Origin of the sequence: Ensifer sp. Root127 (assembly GCF_001425225.1) — a bacterium.
Taxonomy (GTDB): domain Bacteria; phylum Pseudomonadota; class Alphaproteobacteria; order Rhizobiales; family Rhizobiaceae; genus Ensifer; species Ensifer canadensis.
This window is the reverse complement of the sequence record NZ_LMDX01000011.1, coordinates 277,076-297,047: the sequence shown is the minus strand read 5'-3', so window position 1 is coordinate 297,047 and position 19,972 is coordinate 277,076. Positions and strand designations below refer to the sequence as shown.

Sequence of the window (19,972 nt, the reverse complement as noted above, 5' to 3'; positions counted from 1 at the left end):
TCATGGCCGAGGATCGCCGGGAACAGACCTTCGGGGTCGGCGCCGGAAAGCGTGAAATCGTCGGTGTGGCAGATGCCGGTCGCCTTGACCTCGATCAGAACCTCGCCGGCCCGCGGGCCTTCGAGCTGAACGGTCATCACTTCCAGCGGCTTGCCGGCCTGAACGGCGACGGCGGCGCGTACATCCATCTATTTTCTCCTTGAACTAACAATGATTTCGGGTGGCATCGACAGAACGGCCAATGTCGCCCGTTGGAATCGGCAATGAACTAACGAATAGTCTGTTGAACGCGATTGAGCTCTATCTCAAGAGCGGCAATGGCCCTGCCAGTCTGTTCGTGCAATTTCTTGACGAGAGCCAGCTGCTCTCGAAGGCTCTCGCTCGAAACGGTCTTCGTCTCATCATCCGGCGCGCGGCCCATGCCGGCGATCAGCCAGGCGGGCGTAACACCGAGCACGCCGGCGAGCATGAACAGGCGGGTGGTGCGCGGCTCCGCACGGTCGCGCTCCCAGGCGGCAACCGTTTCCACTCTGACGCCGAGCTGATCGGCAAGGTCCTTGGTCGAGAGGTTGGCCGCGTCGCGCGCGCGCCAGATGCGCCCGCCCAACGTATCTCCGTCGCCGGTGTCGCGCAGGCGAGCAATCATCGTTTCGGTGGACAAGCGCATGGATATCTCCTTTGCCACGGTCACGTTCAAAGGTCCCGGTTTCTGATCAGAGAAGTAAGAGCGCTTCTCCTCCGGGGCGGAAGATGAAATGAGCTTATAGGCATTCGGCCCGTCAGGGACCACCCCGCAGCGGCAAAAACACGGTCAAAAGCGGCTCCGACCATGAAACATGTCTTACCGTGTCGTACCCGTATGCGTTGAAAAGTGCTGCGAACGTTCTAAAGTGGCGCAGCCCAATCGGAACAAGCCCATGACCGCGTCTGCATCGACAGCAGCCAATCCCCAGAACACGGTAATGCAGGGCGTCGCCATCATGCTCTTTGCCATGATCATCCTGCCAGGCATGGATGTGATCGCCAAGTACATGGCTGTCGTCGAGGGCATGGCGCCGGCACAGGTGACGTTCTATCGATTCTTCTTCCAGCTTGTCGCCACGCTGCCCTTGCTCATTACCGTTGGTGGTCTGCGGGCGCTGCGCCCGAAAAGGCTCTGGCTCAACCTGCTGCGCGGCGTTCTTCTGGCGGCGGCGGCCTTGTTCTTCTTCATTTCGGTGAAATACATGCCGCTCGCCGATGTGTTCGCGATCTATTTCGTCGAGCCGTTCATCCTGACCTGCCTGTCCGCGCTGATCCTGCGCGAGAAGGTCGACTGGCGCCGCTGGCTGGCAATTGCCGTAGGTTTTGCCGGTGCAATGATCGTCATTCAGCCCAGCTTCGCCGTCTTCGGCGCAACATCGTTGCTGCCGGTCGCCTGTGCCTCGGTCTTTGCCTGTTATCTCCTGCTGAACCGGGCCGTCGGAACGGCCGACAGCCCGCTGACGATGCAGACGATTGCCGGTATCGGCGGAACGCTGTTCATGGTGGGGGTGATTGCGATCGGCGATCAAATGGGTGTCGCGGACTTCGAGCCGTCTCTGCCAAAGACCGCGCTCGGCTGGGCGCTCGTCGTCATCCTCGGCTCGCTTTCGGGCTATGGCCACCTCCTGGTGGTCAAGGCCTTCCAGGCGGCACCCGTTTCCCTGCTGGCGCCGTTTGCCTATTTCGAGATCGTCACCGCGACAGCGCTTGGCTATCTCATCTTCGGAGATTTTCCATCGGTCTCGAAATGGCTGGGGATTGCGATCATCGTCGTGTCAGGACTTTTCATGATCTGGCGCGAACGACGGGCCAGGGATCGCTTCATCGAAGCGCCCTGAAACATCCCTCTTCCTAATAGTCCCAAATTCAGGCTTGGTCGTTGCGGGTCGGGCCGAAGACCGTTTCGAAGGCTTCGCGCAGGCGCATGTCCACATCCGGCACCATCACCGGCAGGCCGAGATCGACGAGGCTGGTGACGCCGTAGCCGCGGATGCCGCAGGGCACGATGCCGCCGAAATGGTCGAGATCCGGATCGACGTTGAGCGAGAAACCGTGAAAGCTCACCCAGCGGCGCAGGCGAATGCCGATCGCCGCGATCTTGTCTTCAGCCGTAGACCCGTCCGGAAGTGACGGTTTCTCCGGACGGCGAACCCAGACGCCGACGCGATCCTCTCGGCGTTCGCCTTTGACGTTCATCGAACCAAGCGTCGAGATGACAACGCTTTCCAGCGCGGCGACGAACGCCCGCACGTCCTGTCGCCGACGCTTGAGATCCAGCATGACATAGACCACCCGCTGGCCAGGGCCGTGATAGGTGTATTCACCGCCGCGGCCGGTCGCAAACACTGGGAACCGATCGGGCATCACGAGGTCTGCCGCGTCGGCGCTGGTGCCTGCGGTATAGAGCGGCGGGTGTTCCACCAGCCAGACGAGCTCGTCGGCGGTGCCGGCGGCAATGGCGGCCGCTTCGCGCTCCATCGTTTCAACCGCCTGTGGATAATCGACGAGGTGATGGGCGATCCGCCAGCGAACCGGGGGTGATTCCGGGGGGGCGAACATGTCCTGGCTCAGATTTTCGCGCTGCATTTCCGTCTGCATTCCTGTTTTGATCCCCTGTACATGGGACGGCGCGCGACAAGAGTCCAGCGTTTGCAGGGCTTCGCGGGGAGGCTGTTGAAATAGTTTCTTTTCCCGTCAAATTTCTGTCGTCATGCCCTTGTGCACCCCAGAGGCTTTTGCTACATGCAGCCCCGCCGGAGCAATTCGGCACCTACCACGATGCGGTCGTGGCGGAATTGGTAGACGCGCAGCGTTGAGGTCGCTGTGGGGCAACCCGTGGAAGTTCGAGTCTTCTCGACCGCACCAAAGAAAACCTGCTTCGGCAGGTTTTTTTGTTTTTATCCCTATACTTAGCGCAACGGTGTCCCACGTCGGGACCATGCGTGGGACATCTGTTCGTTCCATTGCACCAAGCGCGAGTTTCCGGCTTCAATTCGTACGAATTACGCCACGGCGTCGTGTTCCTCGCGCGCAGCTTCCCAGACTTCCCGCGCTGCATCCAGGTTCATCAGTGCGATCCCCAGCCCAACAATTAAATCCGGCCAAGCCGACTGCCACAGGTAAGCCGTCGCCAGGCCCGCGCCGATGATGGCGACATTGGCAAAGGCGTCATTGCGGGCAGACAGGAATGCCGCCCGCGTGAGGCTGCCGCTTCCATGGCGGTACGCGGCGAGAAGGTATGCACAGAACAGGTTGATCAGGAGAGCGCCAAAGCCAGTCAGGGATAGTGCAAAGGGCTCAGGCGGGATTGGATCCATGAACTTCGCCCAAGCCGTCCATAAGAAGGCCAGCGCGGGGACCAGAAGAATGAATGCCATCGCCATACCGACACGTGCACGGCTCCGCGCTGTCCAGGTGAGCGCAAAGAAGATCAGGATGTTCACGGACGTGTCTTCGAGAAAGTCGACACTATCGGCCAAGAGGGAAACGGAGCCGATGGCAAGCGCAACGAAGAATTCAACCCCGAAGTAGCCTAGGTTCAATAAGGCGACGATGAGCACGACGCGGCGTAAATTGTTATCCACTAAGGGTTTCCTTCATCCACTAAGGGTTTCCTTCAGAGCTACCGAAATACACCATCGACAATTTTGACGCACTTGCCAGCAATAGATTGCTATCCTGAGCGTTAGGTTTCGAGATATGCACTGCTCATGGAAGCCTCTGCCAACGCAGCCAGCAATGCCGGCTGCGCACCGGTCGCCTTAGACGGAGGTGCTCTGATCACCGTCGTCCGGCTGATCGCGAACCGCTTGCTGGTGCGTCTGGCGCAACGCGAGATCGGTACCGGTGCGGAAGGTCAGATGGAGCGCTCCCTTCGACAGGCAAGGCGCATTTGGGTGAAGATGTGGAAGGCTTGATCGACGGCGAGCGGCCGCCGGAGCTTGCGGCAGCGATTCGGCAGAAAATTGGCTGGTTGCGCCAACAGTGAGAAACGGCTTAGCCGACCGTCTATAGTCACCTTGTCTTGAGTACGTTCGCCTGCACCGGGTGCTCGATGCCCTTCAGCGAAAGCAGACGGGTCTCGGAGCCATCGATGAAGTCCGGCGCTTGGGCGGCCGTCTCCGCTGATACCAGGATCTCGCCGGCACCGGCCTGGGATTCGAGCCTTGCAGCCTGATTGACGGTGCCGCCGATTGCGGTGAAATCGCTGCGGAAGCTTGAGAATTCGCCAATCTCGACATCGCCGGTATGGATGCCGACACCAACGCCGAGCGTATGACCAAGGGTGCCTTCGAGGACCAGGTTCGAGCCGTCCAGGGCTGCGTGATGTCGCTGTATATCCATCGCCGCCTTGATCGCAGCACGAGCATGATCCTTTATCTCGATCGGGAAGTTGAAGATCGCCATCAGGCCGTCGCCCATCTGCTTGTTGACGATGCCGTCATGCGCCCAAACCGCCTGCGCGCAGCGATCCTGGAAAAGGCTGACAATTTCGCTCAGCTCAAGCGCTTCGATCCGCTCCGACAGATGCGTGAACCCCCGCATATCTGCAAACAGGATGGTAGCGCGGGTGGTTATGTGGCGTTGCTTCTTGACGTAACGGAAGGAGCGTTCGCAGATCGTGCAGATGTTTGGATTCATCTTGCTTCGGGTGATGCCGAATGCGCGGAAGGGAAGGGCAAGCGGGCCGCGGATCGGGATAGGTACGCGCATCTGATCCCAGCAGCCCCGGCATATGTTGGCGTTGCTGTGATGGGCAGGCTCGGGGGAAGAGGCAGTCGTCATGCCCTGCAATCTCGTCAGGCCGCAGAAACCTTTTGGTCGCGCGTTAATAAACTTCTAATATTCAGTTGCTTTTGGCAACTCGTGGTTTGGATCGGGCGACAATAAAGGCGCGGCGTATTCTGCTGCGCGTCTCACCCTGCAGTGTCAGCCGACTGCCGCCCGCCAGAACATCCGACTTCGCTGGTAACCCGAAAAGTGCGAGGGAGGGAATTGCGAGGGGGGAATAACGGAAGTCGCGGTTACGCTTGCGCTTTGCGATCCGCGCAAGGGGTGACCGGCGGAGATGCTTGGCGCGCGCTCCGCTCCTCGAAAGCTGGATTGTTCATTGTCCAGCTTCCCCAAGCTTTCGCCTATCGCGCTTCAACCGGTCTTCGAGCTTCTCTTTCGAGGATAGGCGCTCTTTGCGGCACCTTCGTTACTCGGCGAAAGCCCGAACCGGCAGCTGCTGTCATTTAACCGTGCCGTCGGGCGAAACTTGTTGTGTTTCGTCGCCGGTGCTTGAACCTGCGGTCGGCGCGGTATTCGTCGGTGCCGGTATCCGGCCCTGCTTGTTGTCGATGCTGCCGGTGTGCTCCGGTGATGGTTGCGGTTGGATCTGGTCGACTGCCGTGGTCCGTTCGCTATCGCTGTTTTCGCTCCAGATTTCGGTGCCTCCCCACACAAGCAGCGCCAGAAACAGGCCAGCACCGAGGATTGCCAGAACACGCACACCCAGCGGACCCTGACGGCTTTCGCGCGCCGTAAAGTCCTCCCGGTCGGGATCATGTGTTGCTGAGATAGGATCGCCTCGCTCATCCAGATATTTGCTCATCGGATGACCTCCGTTGTTGTCATCGTAAACAACGGGCATAGAACAACAATGTTCCGTCTTGAGGCAAATCGCCCGGTCATTGGCCAGGGATAAGAGAAGCCGGAACGCCAACGAATTGGCGGCCCGGCTTCATATGTCATTTCAGCATGAAACGTGATGTTCAGTTCGACCAGGTGTCGGCGACACTGCGACGCACGAGCTTGTAGCTGTGATCGGGTTGAACTTCGTAGGTTTCGTAGACCATGGTGCCCTGGTGCAAGAAGCGGTTCTGAATCATCGTACCCGGCGCCGCCTGCGTCTTTCGCATTGGACCTGTCTCGCCGTAGGTGAGGCTGCCCGGTAACGGCTCGAGGTTGGGGGGGGCGGTGTTGCATCCCGCCAGAGCGAGAAGGGCGAGGATTGCGACATGCGTCGGTCTCATAGGCTGATCCTTGATTGAAAACCTGTGTTTGACACTAGACATTTGGTCCTGGGACGAAAAGCTCGGGTTCGATTGATATACTGCAGTCTGCTCGATCTCCTCGGTGGACGGCGCTCGCCAGGTCAGTTTCGCGCCAACTCGCTTGTGGTTTCTCGAACTTCTTGACGGCGCGCTCCCGCTTCAGTCGCGACAGGCGCTGGATCAAGAAAATGCCGTCGAGCTGGTCGATCTCGTGCTGGAGACAGACCGCCATCAGGCCGTCAGCGTCTTCCTCGACAGGCGTACCGTCGAGTGTCTGGTACCGAACGCGCACCATCCCGGGGCGCTCGACGTCTTCGGAAATTCCCGGCATCGAAACGCTGCCTTCGGCATGTTTGACCATGTTGGTCGAGTGCGAGACGATCTCGGGATTGACGAAGATACGCACACCACTTTCGCGGTCGAGTTCGATCACTGTCAATCGCTGCAGGATGCCTATGTGCGGCGCGGTGATACCGATCCCCGGTGCCGCGCGCATCGTGTCGAGGAGGTCGTCCGCAAGCGCACGCAAGGCGGCGTCGAACTCTTCGACGGTCTTTGCTTCCCGGCTCAGCAACGAATCTGGAAAACGAAGGATGGGGTGGATCGCCATCTGAAGCTCCTCGGCTGCGGCCGCATAGTGCTATCCGATCGCCCCGTCGATGTCGACTGCGCGTGCGCACGAGCGTTTCCCATGTCTTTGCAACAGCTTGAATAAATCTGTTGCCGCAGTGGCGACGTCCGCGTCTGCGATGTGGACCTCGGCAAGGCTTTGCGCTAGCAGGGCTGTAAGGCCCAATTCTGAGAGGAAGATCTGGGCGGCAAAACCGGCAGTGATGTACCCTTTCCAGAACCGCGCTTGGCGGGCTGGAAAGTTGGCAATCGTTTCGAGGGCGCGCTCATGAGCAATACCGGCGACGACGACCGCGATTCCGAAGAAATCCCCGCCTATGATGGGGCGGACATCTATGCCGAAGACGGTTCGGTGCGCTCCGACTTCCTGATGCATGTCGGCGCGGCGATTGCCGACCGCGACACGATCTATCTCCGCCAACACGTCGCCGGCCTGCACTCGTCCGAAATGGGCGACCTGCTCGAGGCGATCCAGCCGGAACAGCGCCTGGCGCTCGTCTCGCTGCTTGGCAAGGACTTCGATCTTTCGTCGCTGACCGAAGTCGACGAGGCCATTCGCCTCGACATCGTCGAGCATCTGCCCAACGAGCAGATCGCCGAGGCGCTTGGCGAGATGGATTCGGATGATGCCGTCTACATTCTCGAGGATCTCGATCAAGAGGACCAGGACGAGATCCTGGCGAAGCTGCCCTTTACCGAGCGCGTTCGCTTGCGTCGTTCGCTTGATTATCCCGAGAGCACAGCCGGCCGGCGCATGCAGACGGAGTTCGTCGCGGTGCCACCGTTCTGGACCATCGGCCAGACGATCGACTATATGCGCGAGGACGCGGACCTTCCGGAAAGTTTCACGCAGATCTTCGTCATCGATCCGACCTTCAAGCTCCTGGGTGCCGTTGATCTAGACAAGGTTCTGCGCTCCAAGCGCTCGATCAAGGTCGACGCCATCATGCGCGATACCAGCCATGCCATTCCAGCGGAGATGGATCAGGAAGAGGCGGCGCAGCTCTTCGAGCAATACGACCTTCTTTCGGCTGCTGTGGTGGACGACAACGGCCGGCTCGTCGGGGTTTTGACCATCGACGATGTCGTCGACGTCATCCAGGAGGAGGCGGAGGAAGACTTGCTGCGTCTGAGCGGCGTCGGCGATGAGGAGTTGTCGGACTCGGTCGCCGACGCTTCCCGCTCACGCGTCCCGTGGCTGTTCATCAATTCGATGACGGCCTGTATCTCCGCCTCTGTCATCGGCCTTTTCGATGCGACGATCCAGCAGATCGTGGCGCTTGCCATCCTCATGCCGATCGTCGCGGGCATGGGTGGCAATGCCGGCTCGCAGACGATGACCGTGACGGTGCGCGCGCTTGCGACCCGCGGCCTCGACATTCACAACGCGCCACGAATCATCCGGCGCGAAGCGGGGGTGGGTCTCTTGAACGGCATGATCTTCGGCACGCTGATCGGCCTTCTGGCCGGCCTCTGGTTCCAGGATCCGAATATCGGCGGCATTATCGCCACGGCGATGCTCATCAACATGATGGCCGCGGCCCTTGCCGGCATCATGGTTCCGCTCCTTTTGGAACGCTTTGGCGCCGATCCGGCGGTCTCCTCCGCCGTCTTCGTGACGGCTATTACCGATATCACCGGCTTCTCCAGTTTTCTCGGTATCGCCACCTGGTGGTTTCACGTCACGTGACGTTGCCGGTTGTTTGACTTTTACGTCAAGGTCAACGATAGTGATGGTCAAGAAATCATGGAATGGCAGCGTGAATAAGTACTATAGCATTACCGAATTGACGCGGGAATTCGGCATTTCGACCCGAACGCTGAGGTTCTATGAGGACGAGGGCCTCATTCATCCGGAGCGTCGCGGACGGACCCGCATGTTCCGCCCCGCGGATCGCCGGTTGATACAGGAGATTCTCCGGGGTCGGCGCATCGGTTTCACGATCGCCGAGATCCGCGAGATCATTCAGGTCTATAAGGACCCGCCCGGCGAACTTGGTCAGCTGCAGTTGTTGATGAGCCGCGTCGAGGCGAAGCGCGAAGAGCTCCGGCAGAAGCGCAAGGATATCGAGGACACGCTCACCGAACTAGACAATGTCGAGGAGGCATGTCTGACGCGTCTCGCCGAGATCGGCGTCGGCACCTGATTGGGTACCATTCAGCGCATGAAGATTAAAAAGGTGGCTTTGGCCGCCTTTTTTATTGTCTATAAGCAGCCGATCAGATCCAGCGGCTCGTATGCCGGCAGTAGCGCTCGAACTCGAAGCCGAAGCGCGAAAGCAGATGCCGCTCCTCGTTGCGAATGGCGAAGATCGTGGTCAACATCACCGCCGCAATCGCCATGATGAAGAACCAAGGATTGAGTGTGATCAGGCCAAAGCCGATCATCATCAGCGTGTAGCCGAGATAGATCGGATTGCGCGTGAAGCGGAACGGTCCGTAGGTGACAAGGCACGTGGCGCACCGCTGCGGAAGTACGGCGGTGTGGCGATCCAGCAGCGTCTTGACGGCCCAGAGATCGAGCCAGATTGCTGTCGCGACAAGGATGGCGCCCGAAATCCAAGGCACCCAGCCGTGGCCATGAACCACCGGGATGGGCGAATATCGTGCAAGCAGCAAGGCTGCGAGGGTGGCGGTCCCGTAGAGCAGGGCCGGCCATGGGAAACTCAGCGGCTTGGCACGATAGGCATTCATGTCCTAGTCCCCTGATTGCACGTCCATTGTGCACTGGCCGGCGATTCGCGCAATGCGTTCATCCGTGTTCACGTTGATCTTTCCCCTGTTCAGGTCGTCGAACAGGTTCTGTTCCACCAGACGGTCGAGCGTACATCCGCAAAAGGCGTCACAAGGCACGGCCGGATTGCCACGGCCGCAGGCCTCGACGCAGTTGGTGCGGTAGGCCTGCTTGGGATCCGGCAGTGTCGGCGGCGAGACCAGTGAGAAGAGATAGACCAATCCGATGAGCAGCGGCTGGTGGAGGAGGTATATGGCCAGACTGTGACGCCCCCCGAAGATCAGCGCTTTCGTCCACAGCCGTCTCTTTCCGTCGTTCACCGGGCGCTTGGCAAGCCATGCCATCAGGCGTGCATGCACAAGCTTTGCGGTGCCGAGACCGAGGAGGAACGGTGCGAGCCACGGCAGCAGCGGCACGTAGTCGTTCGAGCGCGGAATCGTTTCGGAAAGGCCGACCCACCAGAGATAGGGTGCGTCGAAGATCGCAGAGCGGAGATAGAGCGGAGCGGCAAAGGCGGCGGCTGCAGCCACGAACGAAACGATTGCCGGAAGCGGCAGGAAGAGAAGGCCGACGAGGCTCGCCGCGGCAATCGAATGGAGGATCCCGAAAAATATGAAGGTGTTGGGGAAGGCGAACCAGGTCGCAATGCTGATAACCGCGGCCGCGCCGGCAATCTTGGCAAAACGACGCATGAAGGCATCGAAACGTATCCTCGGCCGTTGCCCGAGCACGAGGCTGTAGCCCGCCAGAAACAGGAAGCTGCTGGCGATCAGGCGCGCAAAAATCTTCCACCCGCCGGTACCGGCGGTCCCAGCCGCGACATAGCCAAAGAATTCCAGATCCCAGACGAAATGGTAAAGCGCCATGGCCACCAGTGCCAGGCCGCGCAGCACATCGATAAAGACGAGCCGGCGATGGGCGCTCGTCGTTGGTTGCGGTTCAGCGGTTGAGGTCATGTTGCTATCGGACATGGTGTTCGCCATCCTGTTGGCGCCAATGAGATTGGCAGGTCAGGCTTGCGCCAGACCGGCTTTGATTGCTTGGAAATGGAATATACGGCTGGATTCCCGTCCTGAGATATCCGAGACGCGTGGCGCGAGCAGTTAGCGGGCGGCGTCTTCCAACAGGGCCGCGCGCGCCTCCGAGAAGAACTGCCGGCGGGTCAGAACGAAAATGACGAAGATTGTCAGGCCGACGAAGGCGTAGGGGCTGATGAACCAGCCGAGATAGCCGATCGACAGGAAGATCGCCCTGAGACCGGCATTGAAGTGCTTTGCGGCGAGCACGTTCATGCGCACCGCGCGTTCGGCCGCGATCTCGGCGGCGTGCCGGTCGCGTATCATGTCCGCCGTCATCGGTATGCCGCCCATGAGGATCGAGCAGTAGTTGAACAGGCGATAGGACCAGCCGAACTTGAAGAAGGAATAGCCGAAGAGGCAGGTGAGCCCGGCGACCTTCAGCTCGAAGGCCGTTCGGCCCCCGTGGAAGACATAGGGCATGTCGGCGAAGATCATCTGCACCTGCTCGGTCGCGCCCAAGAGAGCGAAGCAGCCGCCGAGCGCAAAGATTGTTGTCGAAGCGAAGAAGGCGGTGCCCGCCTGCAGCCCGGCGATGATCTGGGTGTCGATCATTTTCAGGTCTCGGTTGAGCGAATTGCGAATCCACCGGCCACGATGCTCGTTCATCAGCCGCGTGAGACTGATGCGTTTGAAGCCACGGGTACCGTCTGTTGCCCAGCTGAAGCCGGCCCACAGCAGGATGAACACGGTAAGTGCTATGTAATCTTCGAAGGTCATACACGTGTTTTTGGCATGGCTTTTGGAAATTGCAAGGTGGGCGCGCCTGTGGAGAATCGGCGCTGCATCAACTAGTGTGATGAAATTGCGGCGGAATTTCTTCCCGCAAAAATGCGCGAACCCCAACGTTTGCTGTGTTGACCGGAGTGCGGATGCGCCCCTGTCACCTTTTCGCCATATTTCACCGTTGCGTCTTTACACTTTCTTCAGTATGGATTGCGCCATGCACGGGCCCTTGATGTGTGGCCCGCAGCCGTTGAGAGTTTTTCGGAGACATCATGGACAATACAATACAGAAGTCTTGCTGGGGCGTGACTGCTCGCGCCGTAGCCGGTTTCGCTGGCGTTCTTGTTCTTGCTTATCTTTTCGGCGGCCTTTGATACCCAAAAGTCCTCTGATTGACAGCGCGGCTTCCCGGAAGCCGCGCTGTTTTGATTCCGGGCAGTCGTATCGCGGGTTCGGGCGGCTGCGGACCGAATCGTCGGCGCAATGTCGCACCAACGGGAACTTATGTCGGTTGATCGCCTGATCGACAGGGATAGGATGGCTTAGAGTTTGATCCTATATCTAAGGGTGACGGTATTGCTTCGGTCCTGAGGAGGGATCGAGTTTGTATCGACTGTGCAATCATGCATATGACCGCATCCGGCGATGGGCCGGCGGCATATGTTCAGGCTCCGGGCAGGCAATTCATGTTTCTTTCCGTCTTCGACGTCTTCAAGATCGGCATTGGTCCTTCGAGTTCGCATACGATGGGCCCGATGTCGGCCGCCAATCGCTTTCTCGAACTCATCCTGTCCGACGAATGGCCGCGTCCGTCGCATGCCTCCGTCGCCGCCATCAAGGTCAGCCTGCACGGCTCGCTTGCCCACACCGGCATCGGCCATGGTTCGGGCAGGGCGGTTGTGCTCGGGCTTGTCGGCGAGCGTCCCGATCGCGTCGACCCCGACCGCATGGATGCACTGATCGACGACGTCGAGCGCACCGGGCGCATAACGCCGCCGGGCCATCCATCTTACGAATTTCAGCCGAAGACCGATCTGATCTTCGACAAGAAGGTGCCCTTGCCAGGCCACGCCAACGGCATGTCCTTTTCGGCCTTCGACAAGGACGGCCGCCTTCTGCTCAAGCGCATCTACTATTCGATCGGTGGCGGTTTCGTCGTGACCGATACGGAACTCGAAGCGATGCGCGCTTCCAAGAACAAGCCTGCTGGCGTCAAGGTCCCGTTCCCCTTCAGCACTGCCCAGGAAATGCTCGACATGGCCGCCCGCTCCGGCATGACCATCGCGCAGATGAAGCGGGCAAACGAAGAAACCACCATGTCGCCGCAGGAACTGAATGAGGGGCTCGACCGCATCTGGGGCGCAATGAGCAGCTGCATCGACCGCGGCCTTAGCCAGGACGGCATCATGCCCGGTGGTCTCAAGGTGCGCCGGCGCGCCCGCTCCATTCACGACAAGCTGCAGGAAGAGTGGCGCTCCAACAAGATCAACCCGCTGCTCGCCAACGACTGGTTGAGCGTCTACGCCATGGCGGTGAACGAAGAAAACGCCGCCGGCGGCCGCGTTGTGACGTCGCCGACGAACGGTGCCGCCGGCGTCGTTCCGGCGACCATCCGCTATTACATGCATTTCCACGACGATGCCGATCAGGACGGCGTTCGCGACTATCTGCTGACGGCAGCTGCCATCGGCGGTATCATCAAACACAACGCCTCCATTTCAGGCGCCGAAGTCGGCTGTCAGGGCGAGGTCGGTTCGGCCTCGGCCATGGCGGCAGCGGGCCTTGCTGCTGTCATGGGCGGTTCTCCGGAGCAGATCGAAAACGCCGCCGAGATCGCGCTCGAACATCATCTCGGCATGACCTGCGATCCGGTCGCCGGCCTGGTACAGGTGCCTTGCATCGAACGAAACGCACTCGGCGCCGTCAAGGCCGTTACTGCAGCGTCGCTGGCGCTCAAGGGCGATGGTCAGCATTTCGTGCCGCTCGATGCCTGCATCGAAACCATGCGCCAGACCGGCGTCGACATGAACGAGAAATACAAGGAAACGTCCACCGGCGGCCTGGCGGTCAATGTCGTCGAATGTTGAGCGGCGCACGAACGATTGTGGATGACGCTGCGCAATTCGCTTGACCGTGACGGCCGGACGGGTGTTCAAAAACAGCCATGTCTCTGCATCTCATAAAGCTCTGCGTCGGAGCGGAATCGATCGATGATCTGCGCGAATGGGTTTCGCGCAAGGCCCTGGCTGCGATTGCCGCCGGCCTTGAACCGCATTCATACCACACCACCCGAATGGTGCCGAAACGCATGGACGAGCTGCTGGAAGGCGGCTCGCTCTATTGGGTCATCAAGGGTCAGGTTCAGGCGCGCCAACCGCTGATCGGTATCGAAACCTTTACGGACGGTGAGGGGATCGGTCGCTGCAATCTGCTGCTCGGACCCGAAGTCGTTGAAACGGAGCTGCAGCCGCGTCGGGCCTTCCAGGGCTGGCGCTATCTCAAGGCTAACGAAGCGCCTCGAGATCTGGCGTCGCTTTCGGGCGATGGGGCCGAAATGCCTCTCGAGCTCCGGCGCGAGCTTGCCGAACTCGGTCTGCTCTAAGAGCCTTTCCAGGAAGAGTGCGAAGCGGTTTTCCGCCAGGAAACGCGAAGAACCAAAGAAATAGAACGCTTCAATGGCTCCGTTTAGGACGGAGCGCTCAACTGCATGTTTCCTTAAATCCTATTCGATTTAAGGATAAAAACATGCAGCAATTCAAAGCGCTGCAGCGACCTTTGCGCGTCTAATAAGACGCGCGGCGCTGTGGCCAGACGAAAAAGGCGGCCGAAGCCGCCTTTCAATCTCAGTCTATTCAAAGGATGCGCATCTTCAGCGGGTGGCGACGACCGGGTGCCGTCACGTGAAGATGGATGCCGGCGCGTGGCTGTGTCGAGCGCCAGGCGCGTGCACCATGGGTCAAGAGCATGCCTACCAGATCCTTGGTCTTCGCCTTCGGGCGGTTCAGACCGAGATCGGCAATGCGCATCGCTGCCTCATGCAGCGGATGCAGATTGATGCGCGACGGTTTCGCCCGTCGCCCGGGCAAGGGAGTGACACCCGGAACATTCTCGTTCATTGCCATAACTAACCTCGTACGCTTTACAAAACCGAGGAGGGTGGTCGGACTAACAGATCGGCCACCGAAACTAAATGCCGTCTACTGCTGGGCAGCCCAGCAGGAAATGCCTTTCTTCTTCAACGTCTTGCATGCGTTTACCGCTGCATTCTGGTCGTCGAACCCGCCAAAACGAGCGCGGTAGAGCTGAGCACCGCCATTGCTGAAGGCGACCGTAAAGGGCGTTGCCTTGCTGAGCGCCTTGCCACCCTTGTCCTTGGCGTTGCCGAGCAGGGTCATGGCCTGTTCCTTGTCCGGCGTCGCACCGATCTGGATGACCCAACCCTGGGGCTGCGGTACAGCCTGCGGCTCGGCTTCGGCTGCGACCGGCTCGCGCTTGGGAACGGAGTTGGTGATCTGACCGTCGACCATGCCTGCGGCAACCGGCTGACGCGACAGCTTGATGCTCTGGGCGTCAAGCGTATTGGGGACGATCTTCGGCGACAGGACCGGGTTGTCCGATGCGCGCTTGGTGCCGGCATAGGCCATCTGCACGCTGTTGGTATTTTCGCCACTGTAGCGCACGGACGGAACCGGTCCGGTGTTCGGCAGGTCGAGGCCAGCGGCAGCTGCGACCGGGCTGGAGACCGGCGTTTCCGCGACCTGCGCGACAGCGATAGGCTCTTCGGCGACAGGCGCAACCGGCGTCGGTGCGGTTTCAGCGATCAGGTTGCCACCGCCGCGGCGCGATGCCGCCGGCATGTACTTTGCCACCAGGCGACGCATCTGGGCGTCACGGCTGGCGCCAGAGGTGCCGCCCATGACGACGGCGACGATGCTGCGACCCTCGAGTTGAGCAGAGGTCACCAGGTTGAAGCCTGAGGCACGGGTGTAGCCTGTCTTGATGCCATCGACGCCACGCACATTGCCAAGCAGGCGATTGTGGTTGCCGATCGTCTGCTTGCCGAAGCGGAAGCTGCGCGTGGAGAAGTAATCGTAATACTGTGGAAAATGCTGGCGAAGCGCGAGGCCGAGGCGTGCCTGATCGCGGGCCGTGGTGCGCTGTTCGGTATTCGGCAGGCCGTTGGCGTTGCGATAGGTGGTGCGGGTCATGCCGAGCGCACGCGCCTTGTTGGTCATCATGCGGGCAAAACGCTGCTCCGAGCCACCCAGCAGTTCGCCAAGCGCCGTCGAGGCGTCATTGGCGGAACGGGTGACGAGCGACAGGATCGCCTGCTCGACCGTGATCGATTGCCCCGCGCGCACGCCGAGCTTCGAAGGCGGTTCGGCGGAAGCGTTCTTGGAGAAGGGAACAGGCGTTGACTTGCTGATCCGACCGGCTTCGAGCGCCTCGAACGCCAGATAAAGCGTCATCATCTTGGTCAGCGAAGCGGGGTAGCGCAACTCGTCGGCATCTTCGCCGTAGAGAACCTTGCCGGTTTTCGCGTCGACGACGATGCCCGAATACTTCGGGTTGGCCAAAGCGGGTGCTGCGAAGGCAACCGATGCGACGGCGCCCGCAAGGACGATCCGTCCTACCATCTTTGAAAAGGCGCCGAACGGGCGTTTCGCGAGATCAAGAAAACCTGATTGGGACACTACGCTGCTCTTCATTCTCATGTCATGGGTGTTGTCCGGACGCCGCCTCCGGGAACGACCGTTCCTGAGACAGTATCGGCATAGCGTTACCAATCGGTTTATGATGAATGATTGGTTTCCGGAATCGGACGCATTTGTACAGAGGTGATACCGGTGTAGCGCAATGGTGCGGCGCACAAGCCAGCATCACACCACTTGGACAAAATCAGGGCACGAGATGGCTTTTCACGAAGCCACCCACAGCATTGTCGATTTCGCGCCATTGCGGCAGCAGATTGCGGGAGAAGCGGTAAAGGACGACGAGATCCTTGCCGGCATGAATATCGCGCTGGCAGTCCGCACTCGTGGAGGCCTCGTTCGCGCGAGGCTCCAGACAGCGCACGACGTAGGGTGGCTCCTTTCCACGCGCAGCTGTGAAGAAGGCCTCGCCGGCATAGCTCGACGTCGCCTTGACGCCGTGCCGCGTCAACCCATTGGGGCCAGGGCCTGTGGCGCCCTCGAAGACCTGGGTGTAGATGGGGTCGAGCCGACCGGACATGTCGCGCGACATCGTGCTCTGCGCGATCTGCAGGAAGATCAGGGCCTCCGGACGGCTGACGTCATTGAAGAGGTTGCGGTTGTCGTCGCTGTACCCCTCGAGCGCTGGCCATGTCACGTAAACGTCGACCCGTTCGGCGATCGACGTCGCCCGCTGGTTTTCAAAGCGAATGACGTTGGCGGGCAGGCGTAGGTGATCCTGACCGATGAAGATATCGTAGGGCACGAGGCTTGACGTGTGGCCGGCCAGTGCGAGGTTTTCCCCGAACCAACGCCCCGACAGGGAAAGTGCGGCGGTGATCGCGGCAAGCAGGACAACGACCGCGGTGATCTTGTAGACGAAGCGCCTCGAAAGGAGCGGGCTGAGTTCCGGCTCCGAGTTCCCGTTGGAAGAGGTGCTCATCGATGGGGCGTCCCGTCGCGGTAGCCGCGCGATATGTGGCGGTTCAGCTGCCGCTGGTCGGTCGGCAGCGCAAGTTGGACTCTGGCAGGGGTGGCTTGCCTGACGCTGGTCGAAGGTGGTTAATTTTCGATTAAATAGGCGCGTCTTCCGCTTGTGCGCGCCTGATCTCGGCGCGCTGGGGTGGCCGAGAACAAGAAAGCCGGCTCCGAGGGACAGCGGAACCGGCCAGGGCCTGGTCTGAAACGGGGATGGGACTGACCGAAGCCCGGATAACTGATCGCGGCGCGGGAAATCACCCAACCACGCCGCGGTCATTCTGTGAGGGTTACTGGGTGCGGACGCTGCCGACTGCGACCGTGCGGCCATCCTGCAGCTTGACCCAGCGGCCAGCATGTTCGGTCGACTGCCGCTTGAGGTATGTGTATTCGGTATCCGACCACAGCAGCACTTTGTTGCGCATGTTGTCGAGGATGAAGTCGCCGCGATCGGTGCGCACGGTCAGGACCGCGTGGCCATCGCCATTCGGCTGAAGGACGACAGTGATCAAAAGGTCAGAGCCGGCGAAGCCGCTTTCGATGAGTTTGCGGCGCTTCAGCAAAACGTAGTCTTCGCAGTCGCCGACGCTGTCCGGGTAGGACCACTTTTCCTCGACGCCGTGGATTTCCATGTCGGTCATCGGCGTGACCGCCTGGTTGACGTCGTAGTTGACCTCGAGAATTTTCTGCCAGCTTTCGCGCGTCAGGACCATCGGGCCGCGATCGGCGCCGTTCGAGCGGCATTCGCCCGGATTGATCTTGCAGAACTCATAGTGGCCGATCGGCGGGTTGGTCGCACCGGTCACGGTCATGTTCGCCGGAAGGGCCATTGCGCCTTCGACCAGGCCGCCGGTCAAAAGTGCGGCGACAGCGATCATCTTGGTGATTGTCTTGAGCATGATTGTCTCCCCGTTATGGTTCGACAATGGCACGGACATTTTTATCGCTGGCGAATATGCGAGGTAAAACAAAGTACAAATGAAAATCGTATCAGAATAAAATAAGAACAGATTTTGAGATATATTTTAGTCGAATTTGATTCAAATTTTATCGATCTTGAACGGCCGTCGAGCACGCAAGTGGAATCTGTTAAGCATCTAAATGGTTGCAAGAGTGGGGTTTTGTGAGCGCATATCGACGGATAGCGTGCCAATGCCCGGGTGCATGGCGGCAGCTGGATGTGTCGGGGAGGGGCAATTTCGCCACTTTGCGTTTGGCCGCAATGCTTGATTTCAACGTGAAATCAACGCGACGAGCGAAAATACGGAGAAAAATTATTTGAAAAAAGTTGTGCCGAAAATCGGCAAAGGGAGCCACGGGCTGTGCTGAAATGGAGCAACAAGGCGCCGCGGTCGGAACGGACGCGCGGAAACATCGGTTCGATCGTCGAGAGTGTTGGGCCGGAATAGCCCCGATCCAGGGCGGTCTACCGCGTCGGCGTTGCCGATTATGCTCGGCCGCATACGGATGCCGCCGAGGACGAAGCGTCACGATTGAGGGCTGGCAATGCCGTTGAGGCGGCGGCCGAAATCGCCCAAAGCGCTATCGCGCAAACGAACGCAGCGATTTTGCGATAACGTCATGCGCATCACAAGAGTTTGAGGCGCAGTCCGCGGATACGACTGCTTAAATCCTTAAATCGGAATCGATTCAAGGAGAGAATCATGCAGCAGATTTAAAGTGCTGCAGCGTCCTTTGCGCGTTGACGCGCGGCGCCGTAGAGGCCGCGACGCGGTTTAGAGGAATTCCGTCAGGGCTTCGCGGGACTGGACGCCCGAGAATTCGATGGCAACGCCTTCCTGGAAATGACGGACAATCTTGCCCTTCATGTTGCCGAGCTTGATTTGCGTGCCGATCGGGGGGCGGTTTTCAATGTCCACCGCGGCGCCGGACATCGAAAGGTCGATGATGCGGCAGGGATACTTGGCACCGGTATCGAGCGTCAGCTCGGTCAGCGTCTTGCGCGGAGCAAGACGATCGTGGCGACGATCTTCGGGAAGGCCGAGTTCGTGCTTGTTGGCAATCCACGTCAATTGCGCCGCAAGCTTCTCGCGCTTGCGCTCCGTGGCGTTGAGCTGGATGACGAAGGCGTTTTCGGCGAGCCGAGACACGGTGCCTTCGAGCCGGCCGACGTGATCGATGTAGGCAATGATGCGTTCGCCGGCACGTGGGCGGGCTGGCGATAACAGAAGCACGTCACCCGGTGACATGTCGACGGCGGTGCAGTCGAATTCGTCGTGGTTGGCAAGCATCAGTCGCCCGGTAAGGTTCACCGAGACGCGCTGAAATGCGCCTTCCTGGTGCGGCTTCGGACCGGTATTTTGAGCTTGCTGGAACGAGAACATGATCACTCTGCATGACGTATCTTGGCAGGCAAAGCATAGTGCGGTCCGGTTAATAGAATGTTCGCCCTGCGGTTGGTGGCTGCGCGGATCTTGGCACAGGCGTTTGTCAGGCGTCGCGGCCGCCCTCGAAGACGCGCAAGTGTTGCACCTGCCGGATTCCGGGAGAAAATGCCTCGTCCATGGCCGGTTCCCTTAGGAGCGCCGCCGTCCGATCCGGATCGAGCACTCTGAGGCCCCTAACATCGAGACCGCTGACCGGTGCGGCGTGCAACCAGTACGGGCGCGACAATGGTGAGAGAGAACCGAGAATGCGGTCACTGTGACCTTCGTTGGAGGCGAGGGGAAGGAGCAGAGCCTCGATCTCCAATTCTCTCCTGTCTTCCGTCAGTGCAATCGCCGACAGCATGACGGGCACGTGTCGTGCCATCACCTGCGTGCTGACTTGAAGCGTTCTGCCAGCCTGGGTCCCGAACCAGAGTGTACCGAACTGCTGGCCGCGCAGTTCCTGGCCGAAGAGGGCGCAGACATGCGTTCCAGCCAGGCGGAATTTTATACTGGCGAAACTGTCCCTCTCGAGGATGAAGAGCTCAGGCAGGAGTGTCCGGATGGCCGACGGTTCGATTTCGTCGCGACGCGGTAGTTCACGGTCGCCACGAATGAGGTTCCAATACTGGAACAACTGCGTTGATGTCTTGCTGCGCATGATGTCGTTCATTCCATTTCGCGCGAT

Annotated in this window: 22 protein-coding genes, 1 tRNA gene and 1 pseudogene; 7 read left to right on the top strand and 17 right to left on the bottom strand. The window is 59.9% G+C overall.

What is annotated here, in order from left to right; genetic code table 11:
- Nucleotides 1-188: alcohol dehydrogenase catalytic domain-containing protein (locus tag ASD03_RS14510; protein WP_057214231.1), on the bottom strand; the 188-nt coding region annotated here is incomplete at its 3' end.
- 80 nt (nt 189-268) lie between these two features.
- The gene (locus ASD03_RS14505) at nt 269-667 is read right to left on the bottom strand and encodes a helix-turn-helix domain-containing protein (protein ID WP_025426701.1); all 399 of its coding nucleotides are present in this window, start codon (nt 665-667) and stop codon (nt 269-271) included.
- 250 nt (nt 668-917) lie between these two features.
- Here ASD03_RS14505 and ASD03_RS14500 point away from each other — a divergent pair, with 250 nt between their 5' ends.
- Nucleotides 918-1,862, top strand: a complete 945-nt coding sequence (locus tag ASD03_RS14500) for a DMT family transporter (RefSeq protein ID WP_082523756.1) — start codon at nt 918-920, stop codon at nt 1,860-1,862.
- A 28-nt stretch (nt 1,863-1,890) separates the two neighbouring features.
- Here ASD03_RS14500 and lipB read toward each other — a convergent pair whose 3' ends face one another.
- Nucleotides 1,891-2,610, bottom strand: a complete 720-nt coding sequence (gene lipB, locus ASD03_RS14495; RefSeq protein WP_038576894.1) for a lipoyl(octanoyl) transferase LipB — start codon at nt 2,608-2,610, stop codon at nt 1,891-1,893.
- Nucleotides 2,611-2,804: 194 nt separating this feature from the next.
- Between lipB and ASD03_RS14490 the strand changes: the two genes are divergently transcribed.
- Nucleotides 2,805-2,889: transfer RNA gene (locus ASD03_RS14490), tRNA-Leu, on the top strand.
- A gap of 137 nt (nt 2,890-3,026) precedes the next feature.
- Here the strand turns inward: ASD03_RS14490 and ASD03_RS14485 are convergent.
- Complete coding sequence (locus ASD03_RS14485) at nt 3,027-3,584, bottom strand: cation diffusion facilitator family transporter (protein WP_239637568.1); 558 nt, start codon at nt 3,582-3,584, stop codon at nt 3,027-3,029.
- A 150-nt stretch (nt 3,585-3,734) separates the two neighbouring features.
- Between ASD03_RS14485 and ASD03_RS14480 the strand changes: the two genes are divergently transcribed.
- Nucleotides 3,735-3,941: a hypothetical protein gene (locus ASD03_RS14480; RefSeq protein ID WP_025426704.1), complete on the top strand. Its 207-nt coding sequence runs from the start codon at nt 3,735-3,737 to the stop codon at nt 3,939-3,941.
- Between the two features lie 97 nt (nt 3,942-4,038).
- Here the strand turns inward: ASD03_RS14480 and ASD03_RS14475 are convergent, their stop codons facing one another.
- The 4 genes and pseudogenes from ASD03_RS14475 to ASD03_RS14460 form a co-directional block, all read right to left on the bottom strand.
- Entirely contained in the window at nt 4,039-4,809 is a 771-nt protein-coding gene (locus tag ASD03_RS14475) for an adenylate/guanylate cyclase domain-containing protein (RefSeq protein ID WP_025426705.1), read from the bottom strand.
- A 448-nt stretch (nt 4,810-5,257) separates the two neighbouring features.
- Nucleotides 5,258-5,620 carry a hypothetical protein gene (locus ASD03_RS14470; RefSeq protein ID WP_025426706.1) on the bottom strand — a complete coding sequence of 121 codons (363 nt, stop codon included), beginning with the start codon at nt 5,618-5,620 and terminating at the stop codon, nt 5,258-5,260.
- Between the two features lie 160 nt (nt 5,621-5,780).
- A complete protein-coding gene (locus ASD03_RS14465; RefSeq protein ID WP_025426707.1) occupies nt 5,781-6,041 on the bottom strand; it encodes a hypothetical protein in 261 nt (86 codons plus the stop codon).
- Nucleotides 6,042-6,189: 148 nt separating this feature from the next.
- Nucleotides 6,190-6,672: pseudogene (locus ASD03_RS14460) on the bottom strand (peptide deformylase); the annotation flags it as partial.
- A gap of 288 nt (nt 6,673-6,960) precedes the next feature.
- Between ASD03_RS14460 and mgtE the strand changes: the two are divergent.
- Nucleotides 6,961-8,382 (top strand): magnesium transporter, encoded by a 1,422-nt coding sequence (gene mgtE, locus ASD03_RS14455; RefSeq protein WP_025426709.1) that lies wholly within the window; start codon nt 6,961-6,963, stop codon nt 8,380-8,382.
- Nucleotides 8,383-8,452: 70 nt separating this feature from the next.
- The gene (locus tag ASD03_RS14450) at nt 8,453-8,839 is read left to right on the top strand and encodes a MerR family DNA-binding transcriptional regulator (protein ID WP_025426710.1); all 387 of its coding nucleotides are present in this window, start codon (nt 8,453-8,455) and stop codon (nt 8,837-8,839) included.
- Nucleotides 8,840-8,912: 73 nt separating this feature from the next.
- Here the strand turns inward: ASD03_RS14450 and ASD03_RS14445 are convergent, their stop codons facing one another.
- From ASD03_RS14445 to ASD03_RS14435, 3 genes are all read right to left on the bottom strand, one after another.
- Nucleotides 8,913-9,386, bottom strand: coding sequence for an isoprenylcysteine carboxylmethyltransferase family protein (locus ASD03_RS14445; protein ID WP_025426711.1), 474 nt, complete (start codon nt 9,384-9,386; stop codon nt 8,913-8,915).
- A 3-nt stretch (nt 9,387-9,389) separates the two neighbouring features.
- Nucleotides 9,390-10,397, bottom strand: a complete 1,008-nt coding sequence (locus ASD03_RS14440; RefSeq protein ID WP_057205114.1) for a DUF1624 domain-containing protein — start codon at nt 10,395-10,397, stop codon at nt 9,390-9,392.
- 132 nt (nt 10,398-10,529) lie between these two features.
- Entirely contained in the window at nt 10,530-11,222 is a 693-nt protein-coding gene (locus ASD03_RS14435; protein WP_025426713.1) for a DUF599 domain-containing protein, read from the bottom strand.
- Nucleotides 11,223-11,914: 692 nt separating this feature from the next.
- Here ASD03_RS14435 and ASD03_RS14430 point away from each other — a divergent pair.
- On the top strand, nt 11,915-13,315 hold the full coding sequence (locus ASD03_RS14430; protein WP_025426714.1) for an L-serine ammonia-lyase: 1,401 nt from the start codon (nt 11,915-11,917) through the stop codon (nt 13,313-13,315).
- Nucleotides 13,316-13,392: 77 nt separating this feature from the next.
- Nucleotides 13,393-13,830 carry a DUF1489 family protein gene (locus ASD03_RS14425; RefSeq protein ID WP_025426715.1) on the top strand — a complete coding sequence of 146 codons (438 nt, stop codon included), beginning with the start codon at nt 13,393-13,395 and terminating at the stop codon, nt 13,828-13,830.
- A 250-nt stretch (nt 13,831-14,080) separates the two neighbouring features.
- On the opposite strand, the gene ASD03_RS14420 is transcribed toward ASD03_RS14425, so the two are convergent.
- From ASD03_RS14420 to ASD03_RS14395, 6 genes are all read right to left on the bottom strand, one after another.
- On the bottom strand, nt 14,081-14,350 hold the full coding sequence (locus ASD03_RS14420; protein WP_025426716.1) for a hypothetical protein: 270 nt from the start codon (nt 14,348-14,350) through the stop codon (nt 14,081-14,083).
- Between the two features lie 75 nt (nt 14,351-14,425).
- Entirely contained in the window at nt 14,426-15,943 is a 1,518-nt protein-coding gene (locus tag ASD03_RS14415) for a D-alanyl-D-alanine carboxypeptidase (RefSeq protein WP_057205111.1), read from the bottom strand.
- Between the two features lie 184 nt (nt 15,944-16,127).
- Nucleotides 16,128-16,862 carry a hypothetical protein gene (locus ASD03_RS14410; protein WP_025426718.1) on the bottom strand — a complete coding sequence of 245 codons (735 nt, stop codon included), beginning with the start codon at nt 16,860-16,862 and terminating at the stop codon, nt 16,128-16,130.
- Between the two features lie 325 nt (nt 16,863-17,187).
- The gene (locus ASD03_RS14405) at nt 17,188-17,796 is read right to left on the bottom strand and encodes a transglutaminase-like cysteine peptidase (RefSeq protein ID WP_025426719.1); all 609 of its coding nucleotides are present in this window, start codon (nt 17,794-17,796) and stop codon (nt 17,188-17,190) included.
- Nucleotides 17,797-18,633: 837 nt separating this feature from the next.
- A complete protein-coding gene (locus ASD03_RS14400; protein ID WP_025426720.1) occupies nt 18,634-19,242 on the bottom strand; it encodes a PilZ domain-containing protein in 609 nt (202 codons plus the stop codon).
- Nucleotides 19,243-19,348: 106 nt separating this feature from the next.
- Complete coding sequence (locus tag ASD03_RS14395) at nt 19,349-19,957, bottom strand: PAS domain-containing protein (RefSeq protein ID WP_051509159.1); 609 nt, start codon at nt 19,955-19,957, stop codon at nt 19,349-19,351.
- Nucleotides 19,958-19,972: the final 15 nt, after the last annotated feature.